The organism is Providencia alcalifaciens DSM 30120 (assembly GCF_000173415.1).
In the GTDB taxonomy this organism is placed as follows: domain Bacteria; phylum Pseudomonadota; class Gammaproteobacteria; order Enterobacterales; family Enterobacteriaceae; genus Providencia; species Providencia alcalifaciens.
Map to the genome: position 1 here is coordinate 132698 of NZ_ABXW01000070.1, position 22278 is coordinate 154975.

Below are 22278 nucleotides of genomic sequence, written 5' to 3' on the forward strand. Positions count from 1 at the left end.
TCCCAACTCTGGGAAAATGGTTTTTGTTTTTATTTCACTTAATCACTTACCAATACAGAAACTCGAGAAAATACGCCCTAACAAATCATCAGAGGTAAATTCACCCGTAATTTCGCTCAGTTCTTGCTGAGCTAAGCGTAGCTCTTCAGCCAGTAACTCACCAGAGCGAGCATTCACTAACTGGTCATAGCCTTGAGCTAAATGGGTTGCCGCATTATTCAACGCTTGTAAGTGGCGACGACGAGCAAGGAAGCCGCCTTCCGTATTGCTATTAAAGCCCATGGTTTCTTTCAGGTGATCGCGCAGCAAATCGATACCTTTTTCTTCACGGGCAGATAAACGAATTAGCGGATAACGAGCATCGGCGACAAACTCCACTGACTCACCTGTTTTATCGGCTTTATTACGAATAACTGTAACAGGCAACGTTTCTGGCAGGCGAGCCATAAATTCTGGCCAAATTTCTTGTGGCTCAGTCGCGTCCGTGGTGGTGCTGTCCACCATAAATAATACACGGTCAGCTTGCTCAATCTCTTTCCAAGCGCGTTCAATACCGATACGCTCCACTTCGTCGCTAGCCTCACGTAAGCCCGCGGTATCAATAATATGCAGTGGCATACCGTCAATATGAATATGTTCGCGCAATACATCACGCGTGGTGCCTGCAATATCAGTAACGATGGCCGCTTCTCGACCCGCTAATGCATTCAATAAGCTAGATTTCCCGGCATTTGGTCGCCCTGCAATCACCACTTTCATGCCTTCACGTAACAGGCTACCTTGACGGGCTTGAGAACGAACTTGGTCTAAATCCGCCACAACTTCATTCAATTTGGCTTCAATTTTACCGTCAGATAGGAAATCAATTTCTTCATCTGGAAAGTCAATCGCAGCTTCCACATAGATGCGCAAGTGAGTGAGTGCTTCCACTAACTGATGAATATGAGATGAAAAAGCACCTTGCAACGAGTTCATTGCCGAACGAGCTGCTTGCTCAGAGCTCGCATCAATCAAGTCAGCAATCGCTTCAGCTTGTGCCAAATCAAGTTTGTCATTCAAAAATGCACGTTCAGAAAACTCTCCCGGATTGGCAATACGGATATTGGCAATCGTCAGAATTCGTCTGAGTAATAAATCAAGAATAACGGGACCGCCATGCCCTTGCAGCTCAAGCACATCTTCCCCAGTAAAGGAGTTAGGACCAGGGAAATAAATCGCAATCCCTTGGTCAAGAACAGAGCCATCAGCATCACGAAATGGCAGATAATCGGCATAGCGCGGCTTTGGCAATTTTCCGAGCACTGTTTCAGCAACCAAAGCTGCCTGTGGACCGGATACACGTAAAATTCCAACCCCACCACGACCGGGTGCGGTTGCCTGTGCGACGATAGTATCGTTGATTTGCATGATGTTTCTCTGTCTATGACTAAAAAAATTGAGGCGACCCTAAGTGGATCGCCTCAATGTTACTATAGAATCTGGCTTTGTGAAGCCCTCTAAACTCGATAAGAATTTAGATTATTTCTTCTCTTTCTTATCACGGCTATGTAAGCCACGTTTTTCCAGACCACGATAAATAACTTGCTGCTGGATAATAGTGACTAAGTTGCTCACGATATAGTACAGAACCAGACCTGATGGGAACCATAAGAAGAACACGGTAAACACGACTGGCATGTACATCATGATCTTCTGCTGCATTGGGTCAGTCACAGTTGTTGGTGACATCTTCTGAATCACGAACATGGTCACACCCATCAGAACTGGCAGGATGTAGTACGGGTCTTGTGCAGACAAGTCTTGAATCCAACCAAAGAACGGTGCATGACGCAGTTCAACAGAACCCATCAACATGTAATACAACGCAAGGAAGATTGGCATTTGAATCAGCAACGGTAAACAACCACCCAGTGGGTTTACTTTTTCTGATTTGTACAGCGCCATCATTTCTTGGCTCATACGTTGTTTATCGTCACCAATACGCTCACGCATTGCAGCCAGTTTTGGTTGCAGTAAACGCATTTTCGCCATTGAGGTGTACTGCGCTTTGGTCAGCGGGTACATGATACCACGGACGATAAAAGTGATAACGATGATGGCAATACCCCAGTTACCGACAAAACCGTGAATGAATTTCAACAGTTTGAACAGCGGTTGAGAGATAAACCATAACCAACCGTAATCTACGGTTAAATCTAAGTGAGGAGCCACTTCCGCCATTTCTGACTGAATTTCAGGACCAACCCACAGAGTTGAAGAATAGGTCGCTGCACCATTTGATGCGATAGTCAGAGGTTCACTCTTATAACCAACAATTGCTGATTTCTTATCGAGGTCAATGGTGTAGAAAGTGCTTTGCTCAGAAGAAGCAGGAATCCACGCCGTTGCAAAATATTGTTGCAACATAGCGACCCAGCCACCTTTGGTTGTCAGGCTTAAGTTTTTATCTTCGATGTCACTGAAACTATATTTTTTATAGTTATTTTCATCAGAAGAGTAAGCCGCACCACGGTATGTGTGCAGAGCAAAGTTGCTGCTTCCAGTATCACGCTGCTCTGGTAAAGCGATGGTTTGCTTTAATTGACCAAAGAACGCGAGTGTTAAAGGTTGCGCAGTTGGGTTTTGAATGTTGTATTCAACATCAACAGTATATTTGCCACGCTTCAGAATGTACGTCTTCTGATAAACCACACCGTTATTGTCGGTGAAGGTCATCGGAATGCGTAATTCGTCTTGACCATCTTTTAACTCAAAGCTCGTTGCATCTGAAGTATAAAGAGGACGTTGACCATTGTTATTCGCTGGGTTGTCTGGACCATGAGGACCAATCAGACCACTTTGAGCCTGATAAACAAAACCTGGTGTGGTTTCCAATAAGCGGAATGGGTCTGGTGAATTCAGGGTTGCAGGATAGGCTAACAGGTCAGCCTCATCAATATCACCACCGCGAGTATTGATACGAATATCAAGTACGTCGGTTTTAACGGCAATAAGCTTACCTTGTTCACTACCTGTGACCGCTTGACCATCATTGCTTGCGCTGCTCGGCATGTCCGTCTTTTGCTGTGAAACTTGAACAGCCTTGGTTTCCTGAGCAACTTTATCGCTCTCCCAAGCCTGCCAAACTAAGAACGACACGAACAACAAAGCGATGAGTAGAAGATTGCGTTGGGAATCCATCGTTATAATTCTCTATTATCATCAGTTTTTCTAGGTGGGACAGGATCATCTCCACCAGCGTGTAAAGGGTGGCATTTTAATACGCGTTTGGCAGTTAACCAACTACCTTTTAGCATACCAAACCTGCGCAATGCCTCAATTCCGTAATTAGAGCATGTGGGATTGAAACGACAACGAGGTCCTAACAACGGACTAATAGCCAGTTGGTAACCTCTGATCAGCATGATCAGGACTTTTGAGCCAAGCGACGGTGACGACGCCATAACTTATCCAATGATTCCGTAATCTGTTGATTGTCGAGATCGGCTACCCCTCTGCGAACCAGTACCACAAAGTCCATTGAAGGCAACTCATGTTGATGCAAACGAAAATATTCACGGGCTAATCGTTTGATACGATTACGCTCATGAGCACGTTTAACATTTTTTTTGGCGATGGTAAGACCGATGCGGGGATGCCCCAGCTCGTTTAGGCGACCAAGGATTGTTATCTCTGGGGAACTCGCCCTCTGCGGCTGCTTGAAGACATTGTCGAAATGCCTGGGAGTTAACAAACGTAACTCCCGGGTAAAAGCGAGCGTAACCACTATAGAGGGCTAGCTTTATTACTTAGATGAAACGGTCAGACGAGCGCGGCCTTTAGCACGACGGCGAGCCAGAACCTGACGACCATTTTTAGTGGCCATACGAGCACGGAAACCGTGTGAACGGTTGCGCTTCAGTACGGACGGTTGAAAAGTGCGTTTCATAACGATTTCTACCTAACTTTAAAATTTATTACTGATTCAGTAAACGCGTTGGCAACCAGTGGAAACTGATTTACACCTGTGCCTCTATCGCAACAATATAGAAAGAGGCAGGATTGTAATAAAACATAGGGGGTCACGTCAATAAAATGACGTAATCAAACCACTTTTTATTTAAACCTGGCTGACCGGTTTGCCGATATGTGCCGTGACAAGCTGCGTATGGAACTCAATTTATGCTGTCTTTTAAGCAAGTCTCACAATGTAACCACCAATTAACTCAAGCGTTTATTGACGTTACCCATAAAACCCATCTGCTTAAATTCGTCATAAAAAGTGACATTCGCAGTGTACACAGGGAGGAAGATTATACGGACTCCTCCCTAAAGCGCAAGGATCTTAGAGGGATCCAAAAATATTTTTTGATCTTGAGGGATAATTTCTATATATAGGCTAAAGTTATCCCCAGACATGTGGAAAATTTGTCGTTGCCCGCGATCATCCAGCAAAATTCTCCCCTATCAAAGCCGCCTTATCACATTTGCCTGTGGATAAAAAGCATAAAAACTGTGTAAAAGAATGGAGATCTTAGGTGAATTTTGCGGTATGATCGCAGGTCTATTTCTGATCAGAGGATCAGGAATATGTTGTGGATAGATATGGTGAGTAAAAGTTAGTCAAACACCTTCTCTGGCCCCCTATTCTCTTAGTGACCACGAAAAGTGACTAATGGAATAGTTACCAGTAAAAAATTCTTAACGAAATCCGTAATTCTTGTTTCATTGACCTTGTTAGGGGAGTCCAACGTGTCACTTTCGCTTTGGCAGCAATGTCTTGCCCGATTGCAGGATGAACTACCTGCCACAGAATTCAGTATGTGGATACGCCCTCTTCAAGCTGAATTAAACGATAATACACTGGCACTTTATGCCCCGAATCGTTTCGTCCTTGATTGGGTGAGAGATAAATACATCAATAATATCAATGAATTATTGAATGACTTTTGCGGTTCTGATGCCCCTGCTCTACACTTTGAAGTAGGCAACAAACCGATGATGGCTGCGCCGGTGAGTCCTCAAGTACGCACGCATAATGAAATGCCTGCATTCGCCGCGCCATCTGCACCTGTAAAGCCTAGCTGGGACAATTCAGCCAAAGTTCAACCCGACGTGTCATACCGTTCAAATGTGAACCCGAAACACACGTTTGATAACTTCGTAGAAGGTAAATCAAACCAACTAGCTCGCGCTGCGGCGAGGCAAGTGGCAGAAAATCCTGGCGGAGCTTATAACCCATTATTCCTTTATGGTGGAACAGGTTTAGGTAAAACGCACTTATTACACGCTGTCGGTAACAGCATTATGCAGCATAAGGCCAATGCCCGCGTAGTCTATATGCATTCTGAACGATTTGTTCAAGATATGGTCAAAGCATTGCAGAATAACGCCATTGAAGAATTCAAACGTTATTACCGTTCTGTTGATGCATTACTTATTGATGATATTCAGTTTTTTGCTAACAAAGAGCGTTCACAAGAAGAGTTTTTCCATACATTCAACGCCCTGCTTGAAGGCAATCAACAAATTATTTTGACTTCCGACCGTTATCCAAAAGAAATCAACGGAGTGGAAGATCGTTTGAAGTCTCGTTTCGGCTGGGGTCTGACGGTTGCAATTGAACCCCCAGAATTAGAAACTCGTGTTGCCATTTTGATGAAAAAAGCCGATGAAAACGAAATCCAACTGCCCGGTGAAGTGGCATTTTTCATCGCAAAACGCTTACGTTCGAATGTACGTGAGTTAGAAGGTGCGTTAAACCGTGTTATTGCTAATGCGAATTTTACAGGTCGAGCAATCACTATCGACTTCGTTCGAGAAGCATTACGTGACTTATTAGCACTGCAGGAAAAGCTGGTAACTATTGATAATATTCAAAAAACTGTTGCTGAGTATTATAAGATAAAAGTCGCTGATTTACTTTCTAAACGTCGTTCTCGTTCTGTCGCTCGACCGCGTCAGATGGCAATGGCACTGGCGAAAGAGCTGACAAATCATAGTTTACCTGAAATCGGGGATGCTTTTGGCGGTCGTGACCACACCACGGTGTTGCACGCTTGTCGTAAAATTGAACAATTACGAGAAGAAAGCCATGACATCAAAGAAGATTTTTCAAATCTAATCAGAACATTATCATCTTAATTGCTATGAAATTTATTATCGAACGCGAGCAGTTATTAAAACCGTTACAACAGGTGAGTGGTCCATTAGGTGGGCGTCCAACGCTGCCTATTTTAGGAAACCTTTTACTTCACGTAAAAGAAGGTGCCCTGCAACTTACGGGTACCGACCTAGAAATGGAGATGATGGCCAATGTTCCGCTTACCCGTGAGCATGAAATTGGTGCAACCACGGTACCAGCGCGCAAATTTTTTGATATTTGGCGTGGCTTACCGGAAGGTTCTGAAATCCAAGTCGAACTTAATGATGACCGACTGCTTGTACGTTCTGGGCGCAGCCGCTTCTCATTATCCACCTTACCTGCGGCTGACTTCCCGAATTTAGATGATTGGCAAAGTGAAGTTGAGTTTTCTCTGCCTCAATCCATACTGAAACGTTTAATTGAAGCAACGCAGTTTTCAATGGCACACCAAGATGTCCGTTATTACCTCAACGGCATGCTGTTTGAAACTGAAGGAAATATGCTCAGAACCGTTTCCACCGATGGGCACCGCCTTGCGGTTTGCTCTATGGATATTGGTCAAGAACTACCATCACATTCTGTCATCGTGCCACGTAAAGGCGTCATGGAATTGATGCGTCTGTTAGATGGTGGCGATGCCTTATTGCAGCTACAAATTGGTAGCAACAATATTCGCGCTCATGTTGGCGACTTTATCTTTACCTCTAAATTAGTCGATGGTCGTTTCCCTGACTACCGCCGAGTTCTACCTAAGAATCCAGATAAAACCTTAGAAGCACGCTGTGATTTACTCAAACAAGCTTTCTCACGAGCGGCGATTTTATCTAACGAAAAGTTCCGCGGCGTACGTTTATTCTTCAGTGAAAACCAGCTACGTATCACTGCGAATAACCCTGAACAGGAAGAAGCGGAAGAAATTGTTGATGTTAATTACCAAGGCGGAGAAATGGAAATTGGCTTTAACGTCAGTTACATCCTCGACGTCTTGAATGCCCTGAAAAGCGAAAATGTCACACTGTTTTTAACGGATGCCGTTTCTAGTGTACAAATTGAAGACTCTGCAAGTCGCTCCGCCGTGTATGTTGTTATGCCTATGCGCTTGTAAGCAGTCAGTATGATCCTTTCGCGTTTATTGATCCGCGATTTTCGTAATATAGAAGACGCCGATCTCTCCCTTGCAACTGGGTTCAATTTTTTAATTGGTCCTAATGGGAGTGGCAAAACCAGTATACTGGAAGCAATTTATACACTTGGACATGGACGAGCCTTTCGCAGCATTCAGGCGAATCGCGTTATTCGTCATGACCAAGAACAATTTATTCTACATGGTAAACTGGGACACCCAGATACCGAACGCAAAGTACTATCACTCGGTTTAAGTAAGAATCGCGAAGGTGATAGTAAAGTAAGAATTGATGGCACCGACGGGCATAAAATTGCAGAACTGGCAAAACTCTTGCCAATGCAGCTTATTACCCCTGAAGGGTTTACCCTACTAAATGGTGGTCCAAAATACCGACGCGCGTTTATAGATTGGGGATGTTTTCATAATGAAGCCCTATTCTTTTCTACATGGTCGGACTTAAAACGTTTGTTAAAGCAGCGAAATGCGGCTTTACGGCAAGTAACTCGTTATGAGCAAATTCGCCATTGGGATCAGCAACTCGCCCCAATTTCCGAACAAATTAGCCAATGGCGCGGCGAGTATATTGCAGGTATTGCAGAAAATATTGAGCAAACCTGTAAACAGTTTTTACCCGAATTCTCACTTTCGGTCTCTTTCCAACGTGGTTGGGACAAAGAAATTGATTATTCAGAACAGTTAGAGCGGCAGTTTGAGCGCGATAGAGCGTTGACCTACACCTCATCAGGTCCACATAAAGCTGATCTGCGAATTCGAGCTAACGGCATTCCCGTTGAAGATATGCTCTCTCGTGGTCAACTGAAATTATTAATGTGTGCACTCAGGTTAGCGCAGGGTGAATATTTCACCCAACAGAGCGGGCAACAATGCCTGTATCTACTGGATGATTTTGCTTCAGAACTGGATTCTGGTCGCCGGCAATTATTAGCGGCTCGACTCAAAGCTACGCAAGCACAAGTGTTTGTAAGTGCTATTACACCGGCGCAAGTCAATGATATGATTGATGCCAACAGTAAAATGTTTAGTGTAGAGCAAGGCAAAATAGAAGTTCAACCTCAGGAATAGAAAGAGCAGGAAACGTTGATGTCGAATACATATGACTCCTCAAGTATCAAGGTATTAAAAGGACTGGATGCGGTGCGTAAGCGCCCGGGCATGTATATCGGTGATACCGACGATGGAACAGGTCTTCATCACATGGTCTTCGAGGTTGTGGATAACGCTATCGATGAAGCCTTAGCTGGTTTCTGTGACGATATCGTCATCACTATCCATGCCGACAACTCCGTCTCTGTACAAGATGATGGGCGTGGTATCCCAACGGGCATCCACGAAGAAGAAGGTGTTTCTGCCGCAGAAGTCATCATGACCGTTCTGCACGCCGGCGGTAAATTTGACGACAACTCCTACAAAGTCTCCGGTGGTCTGCACGGTGTGGGTGTTTCAGTGGTTAACGCCTTATCCGAAAAACTTGAATTAGTAATCCGCCGTGACGGTAAAGTTCACGAACAAATATACAAACACGGCGAGCCACAAGGTCCTCTAACAGTTGTTGGAGAAACAGACCAAACAGGGACTCGTGTACGTTTCTGGCCAAGCATGGACACCTTCAAAGGTGTGACTGAATTCGAATACGATATTCTGGCAAAACGCTTACGTGAACTTTCATTCCTGAACTCAGGCGTTTCAATCCGTTTAATTGATAAACGAGATGGCAAAGAAGACCATTTCCACTATGAAGGTGGGATCAAAGCCTTTGTTGAGTATCTGAGCCGTAATAAAACCCCAATTCACCCATCCGTATTTTATTTCTCTACTGAGAAAGACGGGATTGGCGTGGAAGTTTCCATGCAGTGGAACGACGGTTTCCAAGAGAATGTTTACTGCTTCACCAACAACATTCCTCAGCGTGATGGAGGTACCCACTTAGCGGGCTTCCGTGCCGCGATGACCCGAACCCTGAATAACTACATGGAAAAAGAAGGCTATCAGAAAAAACGAAAGTCAGTGCAACGGGTGATGATGCTCGTGAAGGCTTGATTGCCGTTATTTCTGTAAAAGTGCCAGATCCTAAATTCTCTTCTCAAACTAAAGAAAAACTGGTTTCTTCCGAAGTGAAAACAGCTGTCGAAACCTTAATGAATGAAAAATTGGTTGAGTATTTATTAGAGAATCCAAACGACGCCAAAATCGTTGTTGGCAAAATCATTGATGCTGCACGTGCCCGTGAAGCTGCACGTAAAGCCCGTGAAATGACTCGCCGTAAAGGCGCGTTAGATTTAGCAGGTTTGCCAGGTAAACTCGCTGACTGCCAAGAACGTGACCCTGCATTATCTGAACTGTACTTAGTGGAAGGGGACTCTGCGGGCGGCTCTGCAAAACAAGGCCGTAACCGTAAGAACCAAGCTATTTTGCCACTGAAAGGTAAAATCCTGAACGTGGAAAAAGCGCGTTTCGACAAAATGCTCTCTTCCCAAGAAGTTGCGACACTGATCACCGCATTAGGCTGTGGTATTGGTCGTGATGAATACAACCCAGATAAACTGCGTTATCACAGCATCATCATCATGACGGATGCTGACGTCGATGGTTCGCACATTCGTACATTGCTGTTAACTTTCTTCTACCGTCAAATGCCAGAAATCGTTGAACGTGGTCATATCTTTATTGCTCAGCCGCCACTGTATAAAGTGAAACGCGGTAAGCAAGAGCAATACATTAAAGATGATGAAGCGATGGATGACTATCTGATCTCTATCGCACTGGACGGTGCTGAGTTACATTTAAGTGCGGAAGCCCCAGCCATGAAAGGCGAACAACTGGAAAAACTGGTTGTTGAATACAATGCAGCGCACCGTATTATTCGCCGTCTTGAGCGTTTATATCCACAAGCGCTGCTGAACAGCTTAGTGTATCAATCCACACTGACTGAAGACGCACTGAAAGATAGCGCCCAAGTTGAAGAATGGGCGAAAACTTTAGTGGCGCGTTTAGAAGAAAACGAGCAAGCGGGTAGCTCTTACAGCTATATTATTCATGAAAACCGTGAACGCCAGCTATTCGAGCCTACTATTCGTATCCGTACCCACGGTGTTGATAGCGACTACAACCTCGATTTCGACTTCGTACATGGTAGTGAGTATCGTCGTATCACCGAGTTAGGTGACATAATCAGTGGTTTAATCGAGGAAGGTGCTTATATTCAACGCGGTGAACGTCGCCAGAATATCGACAACTTCGAGCAAGCATTAGAGTGGTTAAGCCGTGAATCTCGTCGTGGTTTATCCGTACAGCGTTATAAAGGTCTTGGTGAAATGAACCCAGAACAACTTTGGGAAACCACCATGAATCCAGAAACTCGCCGTATGATGCGTGTCACTATCAAAGATGCAATTGCAACAGATCAGCTGTTCACCACATTGATGGGAGATGCCGTAGAACCGCGTCGTGCCTTTATCGAAGAGAACGCCTTAAAAGCCGCGAACATCGATATTTAATCGACTTACCGGCTCATTCATTTGATAACCCTATATTTCGGTATAGGGTTATTTTTTTATCTAATTTTAATCTTAAATATTTATTATTAATTTTATTTTAAAGTTAACTAATTTCACACTTTATTTAATTAACTAAATAGAATAATGAAATAAAATAAAGTTTGTCTTATTTACTTTCATTTTATGGAAAATAAAAATCACCCTATTAAGATGAAATAGATTTTTCCTTCTTCAAAAATCTATAGGTCTATAATGAACAAAATAATACCCTCGGTATCTTTAAGTCTGTTTTTGCTATTTAACATTCATCCAATTTTTGCTCAATCTGATTATTTAGAGGCACAAAAAACCATTCTTGATCAACGAAATCAACTCTTTAATGAACTCAAAACCCATGTTATTCCTCCCTATCCCGAGCCACATTCACAAGCCGCACTATGGGATAAAGAAGCCAGTCAACACGTTACACTATTAACTAAAAAACGTAAAAAGAGCGCTGAAAAAGATCAACAAAGCACACCAGAATATATCTTTAATATTTACAGGGAATATTTATTTAATCAAAAAGGTTTTAATTATAATGATTTTAAAAAAATCGAGGCTTATAACCGTCTAGATAATTTATTTCAATTAGCCAGCTTTGCCTATGACCCTATTAAAAATAAAAATCGCTCAATGGATTTTATTCTAAAAGATCATTACTTACGAGGTCGCCCCAATCAAGTTCTCAATGAGAAAGGGGAATACATTCCAAACTATACCAATATCACAGGCTCCTCTTACCCCAGTGGACATACTTGGAGCGGATTTAAGCAAGCAGCAATATTTGCCACTCTTTACCCAGAAAAAGGCGCACAATTTTTTGATAGAGCCATGGGATATGGAGAGAGCCGTGTGATTGTTGGCGCACACTTCCCAACCGATACTATTGCCTCACGCGCCGCCAATTACTATCTTCTCGCTCATTTACTAAAAAATGACAAAACTGCCAATACATTTATTGGGTTAGCAAAAGACGTACGCCAAGAAATAAACTCTCAATGTGCTGCGAATACCGCCAAATGCAAACCACCTATCGGCCTGCTTCCCTCATTTGATGAAAATACCGGCTATTACAATAAGCAAAGTGAGCATCCTTCTCCCACCGTTACAGCGGACCAAATACCCGCGAGTGCAGCTTATTTACTGCGTTCCCGTTTTGCTTATCTCAATAAAGAACAATGGCGGGAAATTATTGCCGGAACCGCCTACCCACGCCATTCTTTAGCTGGCTGGAGTGTTAAACAGAATCAGCCTGATAGCTACTGGGGGCTGATTAACTTATCCAAAGCTTACAAAGGGCCTACGCATTTCGCTGAAGATTGGGTCGTCAATCAACGGGTAACTCAAGACGACGTTGCGAACGTCGGCATTACCGATATTTGGAGTAATGGCATCGATGGCAAAGGGCGATTAATCAAACAAGGGGAAGGCTCATTAACCTTAGCTGGAATTAACCGTTTTGCAGGGCTTGAAATACAGCAAGGTCGTGTAGTTTTAACGCAAGAAAACCACTTAACAGGCCCCGTCAATATCAATGGTGGAAAGCTTGAGGTCAAACACATCCTACATGCGCCAGTCAACGTCACCAATGGCGCATTAGCGCTCAGTCACAGCATCAAAAATACGGTGACATTAAACCAAGGAGCCCGATTTATTGCTTCTGGTTCAGTTGATGACTTAGTGATTAACAGTGGTGCTATCTTAACCCCTGGAGATAATACTAGAGACCCGACAAGGCATCTCAAGGTGAATAACACCGCCATCTTCCAGCCCGGCAGTGAATTCTATGTGAGTATTCAAAAAGATGTAATACAGGAATTTGACGCCCTACATGCTGGCGGTACAGTGACCATCAACGGGGGCAAGGTCAACGAGTTCTTCGCTGAAGAATCAGAACCATTCAATGAACGGATACCTAACCAAGATGAAATTCAGGGTCGATTCCGCACTCAATATGAAATTATTCGCGCCCCCAATATTCAAGGGAAATTTGACGGCATCGAACCTAACTATCTATTTATTGGTACTACATTAAATTATGGCGCAGATCCTCGTTCACCCACGATGCAACGTGTCACACTCAACGTCGGTCGTAGTGGCCTGACTTTTGATGCCTTTGCAAAGACGCCAAACCAAACCGCCATTGCTCACGCCCTTGAAGATCTCCCATTGAATAACACCCTGTATAAACGTTTAATCCTCAGCCAAACCACCGCAGGGGTTAACGATCTTCTTCGAACCTTATCCCCACAAATTCATATCGATACCCTTGCTAGCCAGTTAAATAACCATCGCCAATATCACGGTACGCTGCTGCAACAAACACGCGCATCAGAAAATATCGTCAAAGAGCGTGGCGATAACCGCGGTAACGTCTGGGTAAACGTACCTTATCATTGGGATAGAACCCAAAGCGACGGCAACGCATCCGGCTTTACCAATAGCAATTATGGGGTGTTCTTAGGGGCAGATAAGCATTTCTTTAATGATGATTTTATTTTTGGCATGAGCTCCGGTTTTACAAAAAATTCCGTCTCTGGAGGAGTCGGTCATAGCCATAGCAACAACTATTATTTAGCGGCTTATGGCTCTCTGCAATTGGCGCCAATCACCTTACGTGCAGGGCTTGGGCACACATGGCACACCATCAAAACTGATAGAACAGTCGCCTCGTCCATTTATTCCGATCACAATACCGCCGACTATAAAGGCAAGACCAACCACCTGTTTATGGAAGCCGCTTACCCGTGGAAATCGGCATTTATCAACGCCGAGCCGTTTGTGAACTTCGCCTTTACCAATGCGGAAAGTCATGGATTTAGAGAAAAAGGGAAAAAAGCCTCGCTCGTTACAGGTCGCCAATCCCTTGATGCCACCACTACAACGCTGGGATTACGTTTAGATAACCAGTGGAAAGTGGGTAAATCATCCTCAATCGATGTACACGGGGAACTCGGCTGGCAACATCAATATGACAAGCAGGAACGCGAAATGGCATTTCGATTTACCCAGCGCGACCTACTTGCACCACCGCTTAACTATCATGGTGTGAATGCACCGCAAGATGGAGTGACAATCAAGCTAGGATCGAATATTCAGATTACCGACAATACCAAGCTATCCGTGGATTACAGCCAATTTACGACCAAGGGATATTTAGAAAATAATCTTGATGCTAAGTTCCTTGTCTCATTTTAATGTTTAAAGTATAAAATTTAGCCATAAAAAATGGCACCGGTGTGTTTCGTCACGCAGGTGCCATGCCTATTTTTCTCGTTTAAGAATTGCGAACTACAGCAAAATTCTCAACATGCGGCGCAGAGGCTCCGCAGCTCCCCATAGCAACTGGTCACCCACAGTAAATGCGGACAGATACTCAGGTCCCATATTCAATTTACGCAGGCGACCAACCGGTGTACTCAATGTACCTGTTACCGCGGCTGGAGTCAGTTCACGCATGGTAATTTCACGGTCATTTGGCACCACTTTCACCCACTCATTATGGGAAGCCAGCAGCTGCTCCACTTCGTTCAGTGGTACATCTTTTTTCAGTTTCAATGTGAATGCTTGGCTGTGGCAACGCAGTGCGCCCACACGAACACACAGACCATCAACAGGAATAATATTGCTACCCGTTGCCAAAATTTTGTTGGTTTCCGCCTGACCTTTCCACTCTTCGCGGCTTTGACCATTGTCTAAGGCTTTATCAATCCACGGGATTAAGCTGCCTGCAAGCGGTACACCAAAAGCATCCGTTGGCATTGAACCGCTACGTGTAAAGTCAGTGACTTTTTTCTCAATCTCTAAGATAGCTGATGCAGGATTTTGCAGCTCTTTCGCCACTTGCGCGTGTAAAGAACCCATTTGCGACAGAAGTTCACGCATATTACGCGCACCCGCACCAGAAGCGGCTTGGTAAGTTGCGACAGAGGCCCACTCAACCAAATCATTAGCAAATAAGCCCCCCAGCGACATTAGCATTAAGCTCACCGTACAGTTACCGCCGACGAAGGTCTTAATGCCTTTATTTAAGCCGTCTTGGATATGTTTGTGGTTCACTGGATCTAAAATAATAATCGCATCGTCTTTCATACGCAGTGCGGATGCAGCATCAATCCAGTAGCCTTTCCAGCCCGCTTCACGTAATTTTGGATACACTTCATTGGTATAATCGCCGCCTTGGCAGCTAATAATAATATCCAGTGCACTCAACGCATCGATATCAAATGCATCTTGCAGCGTACTGCGATGACCACCAAAAACGGGTGCTTCAGCCCCATGTTGGGAGGTGGTAAAAAATACCGGGTGAATGACGTTAAAGTCCCCTTCCTCTACCATTCTTTGCATCAATACAGAGCCGACCATTCCGCGCCAGCCAATAAATCCTACATTTTTCATTCTCTTCACCCTGTCTGTTTACATACTTCACCCAAAAAATTTCAACCATCGACTTACCGACAAATCGAAACTGGAAATGACTTGGGAGATTAAATGGAGAATCATCAATCGATTGTATTAAACGTGACAAAATATGCATCAGTGTGCAAGTGAATTTCATCACTAATAGCAAGAAGATTAGTAATAATGCTAATAATTAGTAAGAAGTTATTGATTAAAAATTTCCATTTTGGAAAATACTATTTTCCAATTAATCCATACATTCCATCATCCAACCCAATTAAAATTAGCGGGTTAACCCTCACAACGTAGCGTATCTCATGACCAAATATGTCCTTTTTAGTTTCTGGATCGTCCTTATTTATCCTTTGGGTGTCGACCTCCATTTAACCGGCATTCCCTATATTGCCGCAGATTTACATGCCAATGAAAGCCAACTCCATGTGGCATTCTCCATCTATTTAGCGGGTATGGCATCCACCATGCTAATTGCGGGATGGTGTGCCGACCATATCGGTCGCAAACCCGTCGTGCTAGCTGGAACGACTATTTTCGCGATTGCATCTATTATTGCGGGAAATGCGACTTCCATTGATACCTTTCTCATCACTCGGTTCTTCCAAGGTATTGGTGCAGGTTTCTGTTATGTCGTGACATTCGCTATTTTACGCGATGTATTACCACCCCAACGCCGTACCAAAGTACTCGCCGCAATGAATGGCGTAACCTGCATTGCACCTGTGCTGGCTCCCGTCATTGGATTTGCGATTTTGCTCATTTACCACTGGTCAGTGATGTTCTATTTTATGGCAGGCTATGCGGTTATCAGCATGCTATTTTGCCTAATCTCGATTAAAGAAACGAAGCCCTCTTCTGCATCATCAACGAAACAATCAAATGCCCAACCGGCGATAGAAGAAAAGCTATTTAACACTTTCTTTGTTACCCGTTTGATTATCTCTTGCTTTGGTATGGGCGTAATCCTGACTTACGTTAACGTTGCGCCGATTATCTTGATGGAAAATCTGGGTTTCACGACGGGTCAATACTCCACCGCCATGACGTTGCTGGCGATGGTCAGTATGGGAACATCGTTCTTAATGCCGAAACTCATTTCAAAATTTAATAGCCGCTCGCTGCTCAATACGGCGTTAAGTTTATTTTTGATTAATGGCGTACTACTTTCAGTCTATCTGCTCGCACTTCCCCATTTAGCTCTGTTGTACATCGTATTTGCCTTCTGTGGCATAGGTTTCTCCATGCAGTTTGGCATTATTATGAGTCAAGCCTTATCTCCATTTGCGAAAAAAGCCGGTATTGCCAGCTCCGTTTTAGCTATCTCACAATTAAGCTGCGCCTCAGCCTATATTTGGATGATGGGTGTGATGGGTGTCCCTTCAGTGAGTATGCTGTTAATTATCTTGATTGCAGCAGGAATGATTGGCATGGTGTTACTCAGAATACCGACTACGCAGGTCAACCAACAGGTCGCTACATGTGAATAAGCAATTGCATCGATTAGACTTAAATTTACTGGTTATTTTGCAATATTTAGTGGAAGAGCGCAGTGTAAGCCTTGCCGCCAAACGGCTTGCTATTACCCCCTCCTCCGTCAGTAAGTCATTGTCTAAACTACGCCAATGGTTCGATGACCCGTTATTTATCCGCAGCCCGCAAGGGCTGGTTCCAACCCCATTGATGCATCGTATTGAAAAATCACTGCCTGAGTTTTTAAATTTATCTCACTATATTGCAGAGATCAGAGACACTGAAAAGCCACGAGGAATGACGTTTCGATTAATGATGGAAGCGCCCTTAAACCTCATCATGCTCCATGATTTATCCCTGAACATCCTCAATCAATACCCAGAATCCGAGGTCATTGTGCGAGATTGGGACTATAACTCGTTAGCAGCGCTGATCGCGGGAGATGCGGATATCGGATTAGTGGGTCGTGAAAGCTTCCATTCATCCAAAGAGTCTATTAATCATCTACCTGACATTCTGAACTTCGAAGTGTTATTCACCGATAAACCTCTGGCGTTTATCCGCAGTGACCACCCTATTTTGCAAGAAGAATGGACATTAACGAATTACTTAAAATATCCTCATATCAGCACTGAATTTGGCAATCGCATTCCATGGGCCCTCGATGATTTACTGGAAACCATGGGGTTTCATCGACCAATTCATCTATCCTTCTCTACCTTTGAACAATCACTCTTAATGGCCTCTCGACCTGAGCACAACCTCATCACGAGCTCGCCGGGTTATTGCCAACACTATGTTAATGATTTTAATCTTGATTTAGTTTGTCGCCCTCTGCCTGTCGATGACATTTTATATCAGCAACTCGAAATCCCTTTCTTGATGCTGTGGCACAAACGTAACGCGTATAACTCAAAAACCTTATGGCTGAGAGAACAAATCAAAAACAGCATTCTTAACTTTGTAAATCCATAAAAAACGCCATGGCAAGGAGTATGAATTGCCACGGCGAAAACAAGGAACGAAGAAACAGAGAATAACGGAATACTAGCCTTGGACTGCTTTAAAACGAGGATTAGTTTTACAAATCACATAGATACGACCACGACGACGCACAACTTGGCAATCAGGGTGGCGCTGCTTAGCGGTTTTTAATGAGCTGAGGACTTTCACGATAACTCCTAATAAAACAAATGTAATGTTATAATGTAACAATAATGGAATTGAAATCATCCCGCAATCATTTTTTGGGAAACTTTTGTATAATTAAGCCATTACTGACTCTCTATCATTATTTATCAAATAGATACATTTCTATTTAATGAAATAGACCAATTTGAGGAAGATGAAATGTATTACGGCTTTGACATGGGCGGCACCAAAATTGAGTTGGCAGTATTTGACCAAGCACTCAATCAAGTATGGCAAAAACGCGTTCCTACTCCAAAAGATGATTACCACGCATTACTCAATGCGTTTCGCGATCTCACCGCTGAAGCAGATGCACAATTTAGCTGCCAAGGTAAAATTGGTATTGGTGTTCCAGGTATCGTTAATCACTCGGAAGGCGTTGTATTTACAACCAATGTGCCAAGTGCACAATATAAACCCTTCATTCACGACCTCACTAACCTCTTAAATCGCCCAGTAAAAGTTGAAAATGATGCTAACTGTTTTGCACTTTCTGAAGCCTGGGATCCTGAATTCAAACGCTACCCTAGTGTACTCGGATTAATTTTAGGTACCGGAGTCGGTGGTGGATTTGTGATAAACGGAAAAGTGCTATCCGGAAAAAACGGGATTGCAGGGGAAATTGGGCACATGAATATGAGTGTTCGTGCTGCTAAGTATCTCGGTGATACTGTTCCGGAAATCGTCTGTGGTTGCGGTCAAACCGCGTGCTTTGAAACCTACCTCTCGGGTCCTGGTTTTGAACGTATTTATGCGGCATTTACCAATGAAAAACGTTCAGCTGTCGACATTATTCAGTTATATCAACAAGGCGATCTAGCTGCTAAACAACATGTTGAGCGCTATATGATGGTGCTAGCCATGTTTATGGGCCAAGTGATTACTGTCTTTGACCCTGATTTGGTCGTGATCGGTGGTGGCTTATCGCAGTTTGATGAAATTTATCGCTTATTGCCTGAAATAGTCCCACAATATTTATATGGCATCGCCAAAATGCCTGCCATTGAAAAAGCGCGTTACGGTGCCTCCGGTGGTGCTCGCGGCGCCGCATTCCTGAATCTCGTCGACTAACTCTCCGCTATGACATCTCTACTCCAACAATTATAAGGAGTAGAGGTGACGAACACCTCAAATTTACAAAACGCAATTGAGAATCGTTATCATTTATGTTATTTTCAATGAAACTCAATAATAATCAATGAGTTAAACGTCTTACGCGATTCAAGGTCACTGCACAGAATTAATCATAGAAATCAGCGAGATATTGCAAAAATTTAGACTTAGACTAGTCCTATGTTGTTCGTTTGAAAAGTGCTTATGATTAACTAAATTCCGCTCATTTTTTGATAAATGTGCCATAAAAAACACAGGTAAAGGTCACTCACACCGCCTAACAAATGTCGACAAAGGTCATCATCCACGACCTCACTAAAGAGAAAAACTAATGAGTTTGTTTTTAGAGAATTGCCTGACTTTTCCTACCATTATCTTTAGCGGTTTACTCATTATTGTCCTTTTTTACTGGTTGTGTGCTGCTTTTGGTTTGTTAGATATTGATTTATTTAATATTGATACGGAACTAGATGCAGAGGGTATCGACCTCACGGGCTTCGCAGGTTGGCTCACTAAATTAGGTTTAGCGGGAATTCCCGTTACTATTATCTTGACGCTATTTACCCTATTTGGCTGGCTCATTAGCTACTTTGCTGCGCATTTATTTCTCCGATTCATCGATATGACCCTACTTCGCTACGCCGTCGGCGTAACGCTACTGGTGATTACCGCATTTATCTCCCTGCAATTGACGGCAATCTGCCTACGACCTATTCGTAACCGATTGGTTAACCTCAACAAACCAAAAACTGTCCATCAGTTAATGGGGAAGCTGGCAACCGTACGTTCCGGCACGGTAACCGAACAAAATGGGGAAGCCGTATTAGAAGATGGTGGTGCAGGACTCATTTTGCAGGTTAGAGCACCTAGCGCCGACAATATCAAACGCGGCGATCGCGTCGTGATTATCAGCTATGACCCACAATCCCACAGTTACCAAGTCGTAACTGAAAATGAATTCCGACAGTAAAAACAAAATATAAACCACTTTGCTAATTAATAAAGAATGACGACATCGTCAGAACCCATGGAGAAGAAATATGGATTTGGCTGAATACATGCCTTTTTTAACGGTTGTTGGGGGAGTGATAATCATCATTCTTGGGTTTTTTGGCTTATTTAAAGCGTTCTATATCAAAGTCCCTCAAGGCACCGCCCTGATTGTCAACGACATGTCGTCACAACCTAAAGTCCACTTTACAGGGGCATTAGTGTATCCCGTTATCTACAAAAAAGAGTTTATGCGCATTTCGTTGCTCACTCTGGAAGTCGACCGCCGCGGTAAAGACGGTTTAATTTGCCAAGATAACTTGCGTGCCGATATTACCGTTGCCTTCTATTTACGCGTGAATGAAACCACGGAAGACGTATTAAAAGTCGCTAAGGCTATCGGTGTTGACCGTGCATCTGACCATCAAGCTGTTAGCTCCTTGTTTAGTGCTAAATTCTCAGAAGCCCTGAAAACAGTGGGCAAGCAATTTGAATTAGCTAAGTTGTTTGAAGACCGTCAAAATTTCCGCGACCGAATCGTCGATGTAATAGGCAAGGATCTGAACGGCTATGCTCTCGAAGACGTAGCAATCGACTATTTAGAGCAAACACCGAAATCTGCCCTTGACCCCAATAATATTTTCGACTCCGAAGGTATTCGTAAAATCACCGAAATTACCGCTATCCACAACATCGAAACGAACCAAAAAGAGCGAGATCAAGAGTTAGCCATTCAGAAAAAAAATGTGGAAACCCGCGAAGCTAGCTTGGCATTAGAGCGCCAACAAGCCGATGCTGAAGCTCGCCAAAAACGTGAAATCGATAATATCCGCGCTCGCGAACAAGCAGAAACCTTGCGCGTTCAAGAAGAAGAACGTCTCAAGTCCGAGCAAGCTCGTATTCAAACGCAGCAAGAAATTGAAATTCGCGAAGAAAACCGTATGCGTGAAGTCGAAGTGGCTCAGCAGAACCGCACTCGTGCTGTCGCTATTGAAGAAGAACGCGTTAACCGCGCTCGTGAACTAGAAATTGTTGCACGTGAACGCGAAGTTGAGTTGCAACGTATTGATAAAGAAAAAGCATTAGAAGAAGAGCGCAAAAATATCTCTAACGTGATTCGTGAGCGTGTAGCGGTTGAAAAAACTGTGGCTCAAGAAGAAGAGCGCATCAAAGAGGTTCGTGAGATTTCTGAAGCGGAACGTATGAAGCAAGTCACTGTGATTAACGCCCAAGCAGAAGCTGAGGAAGCCTTAGTCCGTCAAGTGAAAAGAGCTGAAGCCGATGAAGCGAGTGCCAAACACCGCGCAGAAGAAATCAGCACCATGGCACAAGCTGAATTGGAAGCATCCGCGAAACAAGCGGAAGCGAAAAAACGCTTAGCCGAAGGAATTGAAGCCGAGCACGCGGCATTAGGTTTAGCCGAAGCTCGTGTTCGCCAAGCCACAGCCGAAGCTGAAGAGAAAGAGGGGCTGGTTCAAGCGAATATTACCGCAGAAAAACTGTTAGCCGAAGCCCGTGGTCTGAAAGAAAAAGGCTTAACCGAAGCCCAAGTGATGGAAGCCAAAGCCCAAGCTGAACGCGAGCAAGGTCTTGCTGAAGCGAAAATTCTGGAAGAAAAATTGACCGCTCAAGCCCGCGGTGAAGAGCAACAAGCGAATGCAAAAGAGAAGCTGGGCTTGGCTGATGCCAAAGTTCTGGAAGAAAAACTGGCCGCTCAAGCGCGTGGTGAAGGTCAATTAGGTGCAGCGCAAGCCGAAGTGATTCGCCAACGCCTGAAAGCCGAAGCTGACGGTCTGACAGATAAATTCCAGTCAATGGATCACCTCAGTGACACCGCTCGCTCACATGAAGAATTCCGTATGCGTCTTGAGAAAGAGTTTGAGCAATCTATGGCATCCATTGAAGCGAATAAAGAAATTGCTCGCGAACAAGCGGATGTGCTGGCTGCGGCACTGAGCAAAACCAACATCGAAATTGTCGGTGGTGATGGTAACTTCTTCAACACGTTCTCCAAAGCACTGAGTTTAGGAAAAGCCGTTGATGGCTTTATGGATAAAAGCAGCTTTGCCAAGGAAAATCTTGAAAAGCTGGTAAACCGCGCCACAGAAGAGAAGAAAATTGATATTGCATCCTTACTGCAAAACCCTGAAGTGAAAGACTTAATCAATGGGTTTATGGCAGCAAAAGGCGCAACGCAAACAGCAAAAAATATCGTCAGTAAGCCCGTTTCTTACGATGATAATCAACGCTAATCCATCAATATTTTCGCTTTTCAGGTAAGTTTTATACCT

The 22278-nt window shown here is 43.9% G+C and carries 16 protein-coding genes and 1 pseudogene; 10 read left to right on the forward strand and 7 right to left on the reverse strand.

All coding sequences use genetic code 11. From position 1 onward, the window contains the following. Positions 1-42: 42 nt before the first annotated feature. The 5 genes from mnmE to rpmH form a co-directional block, all read right to left on the reverse strand. Positions 43-1407 carry a tRNA uridine-5-carboxymethylaminomethyl(34) synthesis GTPase MnmE gene (gene mnmE, locus PROVALCAL_RS17170; protein ID WP_006660609.1) on the reverse strand — a complete coding sequence of 455 codons (1365 nt, stop codon included), beginning with the start codon at positions 1405-1407 and terminating at the stop codon, positions 43-45. A gap of 111 nt (positions 1408-1518) precedes the next feature. Further along, on the reverse strand, positions 1519-3180 hold the full coding sequence (gene yidC / locus PROVALCAL_RS17175; RefSeq protein WP_006660610.1) for a membrane protein insertase YidC: 1662 nt from the start codon (positions 3178-3180) through the stop codon (positions 1519-1521). A gap of 2 nt (positions 3181-3182) precedes the next feature. Next, positions 3183-3443 carry a membrane protein insertion efficiency factor YidD gene (yidD, locus tag PROVALCAL_RS17180; protein WP_006660611.1) on the reverse strand — a complete coding sequence of 87 codons (261 nt, stop codon included), beginning with the start codon at positions 3441-3443 and terminating at the stop codon, positions 3183-3185. Next, positions 3407-3766, reverse strand: coding sequence for a ribonuclease P protein component (gene rnpA / locus PROVALCAL_RS19410; RefSeq protein ID WP_006660612.1), 360 nt, complete (start codon positions 3764-3766; stop codon positions 3407-3409). Before rnpA ends, yidD begins: the two co-directional genes overlap by 37 nt. Before the next feature lie 18 nt (positions 3767-3784). Then, positions 3785-3928, reverse strand: a complete 144-nt coding sequence (gene rpmH, locus PROVALCAL_RS17185) for a 50S ribosomal protein L34 (RefSeq protein ID WP_004906236.1) — start codon at positions 3926-3928, stop codon at positions 3785-3787. An 803-nt stretch (positions 3929-4731) separates the two neighbouring features. Between rpmH and dnaA the strand changes: the two genes are divergently transcribed. The 5 genes and pseudogenes from dnaA (at position 4732) to PROVALCAL_RS17215 (ending at position 14005) form a co-directional block, all read left to right on the forward strand. Next, positions 4732-6123 carry a chromosomal replication initiator protein DnaA gene (dnaA, locus tag PROVALCAL_RS17195; protein WP_006663248.1) on the forward strand — a complete coding sequence of 464 codons (1392 nt, stop codon included), beginning with the start codon at positions 4732-4734 and terminating at the stop codon, positions 6121-6123. A gap of 5 nt (positions 6124-6128) precedes the next feature. Then, positions 6129-7229, forward strand: a complete 1101-nt coding sequence (dnaN, locus tag PROVALCAL_RS17200) for a DNA polymerase III subunit beta (RefSeq protein WP_006660615.1) — start codon at positions 6129-6131, stop codon at positions 7227-7229. A 9-nt stretch (positions 7230-7238) separates the two neighbouring features. Further along, positions 7239-8333 (forward strand): DNA replication/repair protein RecF, encoded by a 1095-nt coding sequence (recF, locus tag PROVALCAL_RS17205; protein WP_006660616.1) that lies wholly within the window; start codon positions 7239-7241, stop codon positions 8331-8333. 18 nt (positions 8334-8351) lie between these two features. Next, positions 8352-10765, forward strand: a pseudogene (gene gyrB, locus PROVALCAL_RS20190) (DNA topoisomerase (ATP-hydrolyzing) subunit B). A gap of 252 nt (positions 10766-11017) precedes the next feature. Next, a complete protein-coding gene (locus PROVALCAL_RS17215) occupies positions 11018-14005 on the forward strand; it encodes an autotransporter domain-containing protein (protein WP_006660619.1) in 2988 nt (995 codons plus the stop codon). Between the two features lie 93 nt (positions 14006-14098). Here the strand turns inward: PROVALCAL_RS17215 and asd are convergent, their stop codons facing one another. Next, on the reverse strand, positions 14099-15205 hold the full coding sequence (gene asd, locus PROVALCAL_RS17220; RefSeq protein WP_006660620.1) for an aspartate-semialdehyde dehydrogenase: 1107 nt from the start codon (positions 15203-15205) through the stop codon (positions 14099-14101). A gap of 320 nt (positions 15206-15525) precedes the next feature. On the opposite strand from asd, the gene PROVALCAL_RS17225 reads away from it, so the two are divergent. Both PROVALCAL_RS17225 and yidZ read left to right on the forward strand, forming a co-directional pair. Next, the gene (locus tag PROVALCAL_RS17225) at positions 15526-16710 is read left to right on the forward strand and encodes an MdtL family multidrug efflux MFS transporter (RefSeq protein ID WP_006660622.1); all 1185 of its coding nucleotides are present in this window, start codon (positions 15526-15528) and stop codon (positions 16708-16710) included. Then, positions 16703-17668, forward strand: coding sequence for an HTH-type transcriptional regulator YidZ (gene yidZ, locus PROVALCAL_RS17230; RefSeq protein WP_006660623.1), 966 nt, complete (start codon positions 16703-16705; stop codon positions 17666-17668). Before PROVALCAL_RS17225 ends, yidZ begins: the two co-directional genes overlap by 8 nt. A 72-nt stretch (positions 17669-17740) precedes the next feature. Here yidZ and ykgO read toward each other — a convergent pair whose 3' ends face one another. Further along, positions 17741-17866: a type B 50S ribosomal protein L36 gene (ykgO, locus tag PROVALCAL_RS17235; protein WP_006660624.1), complete on the reverse strand. Its 126-nt coding sequence runs from the start codon at positions 17864-17866 to the stop codon at positions 17741-17743. Positions 17867-18043: 177 nt separating this feature from the next. On the opposite strand from ykgO, the gene nagK reads away from it, so the two are divergent. The 3 genes from nagK to PROVALCAL_RS17250 all read left to right on the forward strand — a co-directional run bounded on the left by nagK (position 18044) and on the right by PROVALCAL_RS17250 (position 22239). Then, the gene (nagK, locus tag PROVALCAL_RS17240) at positions 18044-18955 is read left to right on the forward strand and encodes an N-acetylglucosamine kinase (protein ID WP_006660625.1); all 912 of its coding nucleotides are present in this window, start codon (positions 18044-18046) and stop codon (positions 18953-18955) included. Positions 18956-19328: 373 nt separating this feature from the next. After that, on the forward strand, positions 19329-19967 hold the full coding sequence (locus tag PROVALCAL_RS17245; RefSeq protein WP_006660626.1) for an OB-fold-containig protein: 639 nt from the start codon (positions 19329-19331) through the stop codon (positions 19965-19967). 70 nt (positions 19968-20037) lie between these two features. After that, the gene (locus PROVALCAL_RS17250) at positions 20038-22239 is read left to right on the forward strand and encodes a flotillin family protein (RefSeq protein ID WP_006660627.1); all 2202 of its coding nucleotides are present in this window, start codon (positions 20038-20040) and stop codon (positions 22237-22239) included. The last annotated feature ends 39 nt before the right edge of the window (positions 22240-22278 follow it).

What these genes read in the sequence shown, in the direction of transcription:
- mnmE (WP_006660609.1), bottom strand. Translation starts at nt 1,407, where the DNA reads ATGCAAATCAACGATACTATCGTCGCACAGGCAACCGCACCCGGTCGT.
- yidC (WP_006660610.1), bottom strand. Translation starts at nt 3,180, where the DNA reads ATGGATTCCCAACGCAATCTTCTACTCATCGCTTTGTTGTTCGTGTCG.
- yidD (WP_006660611.1), bottom strand. Translation starts at nt 3,443, where the DNA reads ATGGCGTCGTCACCGTCGCTTGGCTCAAAAGTCCTGATCATGCTGATC.
- rpmH (WP_004906236.1), bottom strand. Translation starts at nt 3,928, where the DNA reads ATGAAACGCACTTTTCAACCGTCCGTACTGAAGCGCAACCGTTCACAC.
- dnaN (WP_006660615.1), top strand. Translation starts at nt 6,129, where the DNA reads ATGAAATTTATTATCGAACGCGAGCAGTTATTAAAACCGTTACAACAG.
- recF (WP_006660616.1), top strand. Translation starts at nt 7,239, where the DNA reads ATGATCCTTTCGCGTTTATTGATCCGCGATTTTCGTAATATAGAAGAC.
- PROVALCAL_RS17215 (WP_006660619.1), top strand. Translation starts at nt 11,018, where the DNA reads ATGAACAAAATAATACCCTCGGTATCTTTAAGTCTGTTTTTGCTATTT.
- asd (WP_006660620.1), bottom strand. Translation starts at nt 15,205, where the DNA reads ATGAAAAATGTAGGATTTATTGGCTGGCGCGGAATGGTCGGCTCTGTA.
- PROVALCAL_RS17225 (WP_006660622.1), top strand. Translation starts at nt 15,526, where the DNA reads ATGACCAAATATGTCCTTTTTAGTTTCTGGATCGTCCTTATTTATCCT.
- nagK (WP_006660625.1), top strand. Translation starts at nt 18,044, where the DNA reads ATGTATTACGGCTTTGACATGGGCGGCACCAAAATTGAGTTGGCAGTA.
- PROVALCAL_RS17245 (WP_006660626.1), top strand. Translation starts at nt 19,329, where the DNA reads ATGAGTTTGTTTTTAGAGAATTGCCTGACTTTTCCTACCATTATCTTT.
- PROVALCAL_RS17250 (WP_006660627.1), top strand. Translation starts at nt 20,038, where the DNA reads ATGGATTTGGCTGAATACATGCCTTTTTTAACGGTTGTTGGGGGAGTG.